The organism is Mesorhizobium sp. WSM4817 (assembly GCF_055811135.1).
In genome coordinates this window covers 1-229 of sequence record NZ_JBVVQQ010000176.1, presented here as the reverse complement: position 1 = coordinate 229, position 229 = coordinate 1, and the positions used below count along the sequence as shown (strand labels likewise).

General features: G+C 47.6%; 1 protein-coding gene. It reads left to right on the top strand.

What is annotated here, in order from left to right:
* Positions 1-18: 18 nt before the first annotated feature.
* Positions 19-229, top strand: a 211-nt coding sequence (locus AC0L2K_RS35255; protein WP_473533696.1) for a hypothetical protein, incomplete at its 3' end; no start/stop codon positions are given.

Sequence of the window (229 nt, the reverse complement as noted above, 5' to 3'; positions counted from 1 at the left end):
CAATAAGGAGACGAACTGATGCCTGTTCCAGCGAGCCCCGCTGTCCCATTCGGAACAAATCCAAACATGGATTACATCTCAAAGGAAAAGCAAGATGCTTTGATCGCCGAAAGTATGTGGTTGATACAGTACATAGCATTCCGAAAAGCCAAGATCACATGGATTCGGACGGGAAGGGGTGGAAGCACAGTTCAGGTACCATCCGAGTTGTGCGATAAGGCATTAGATG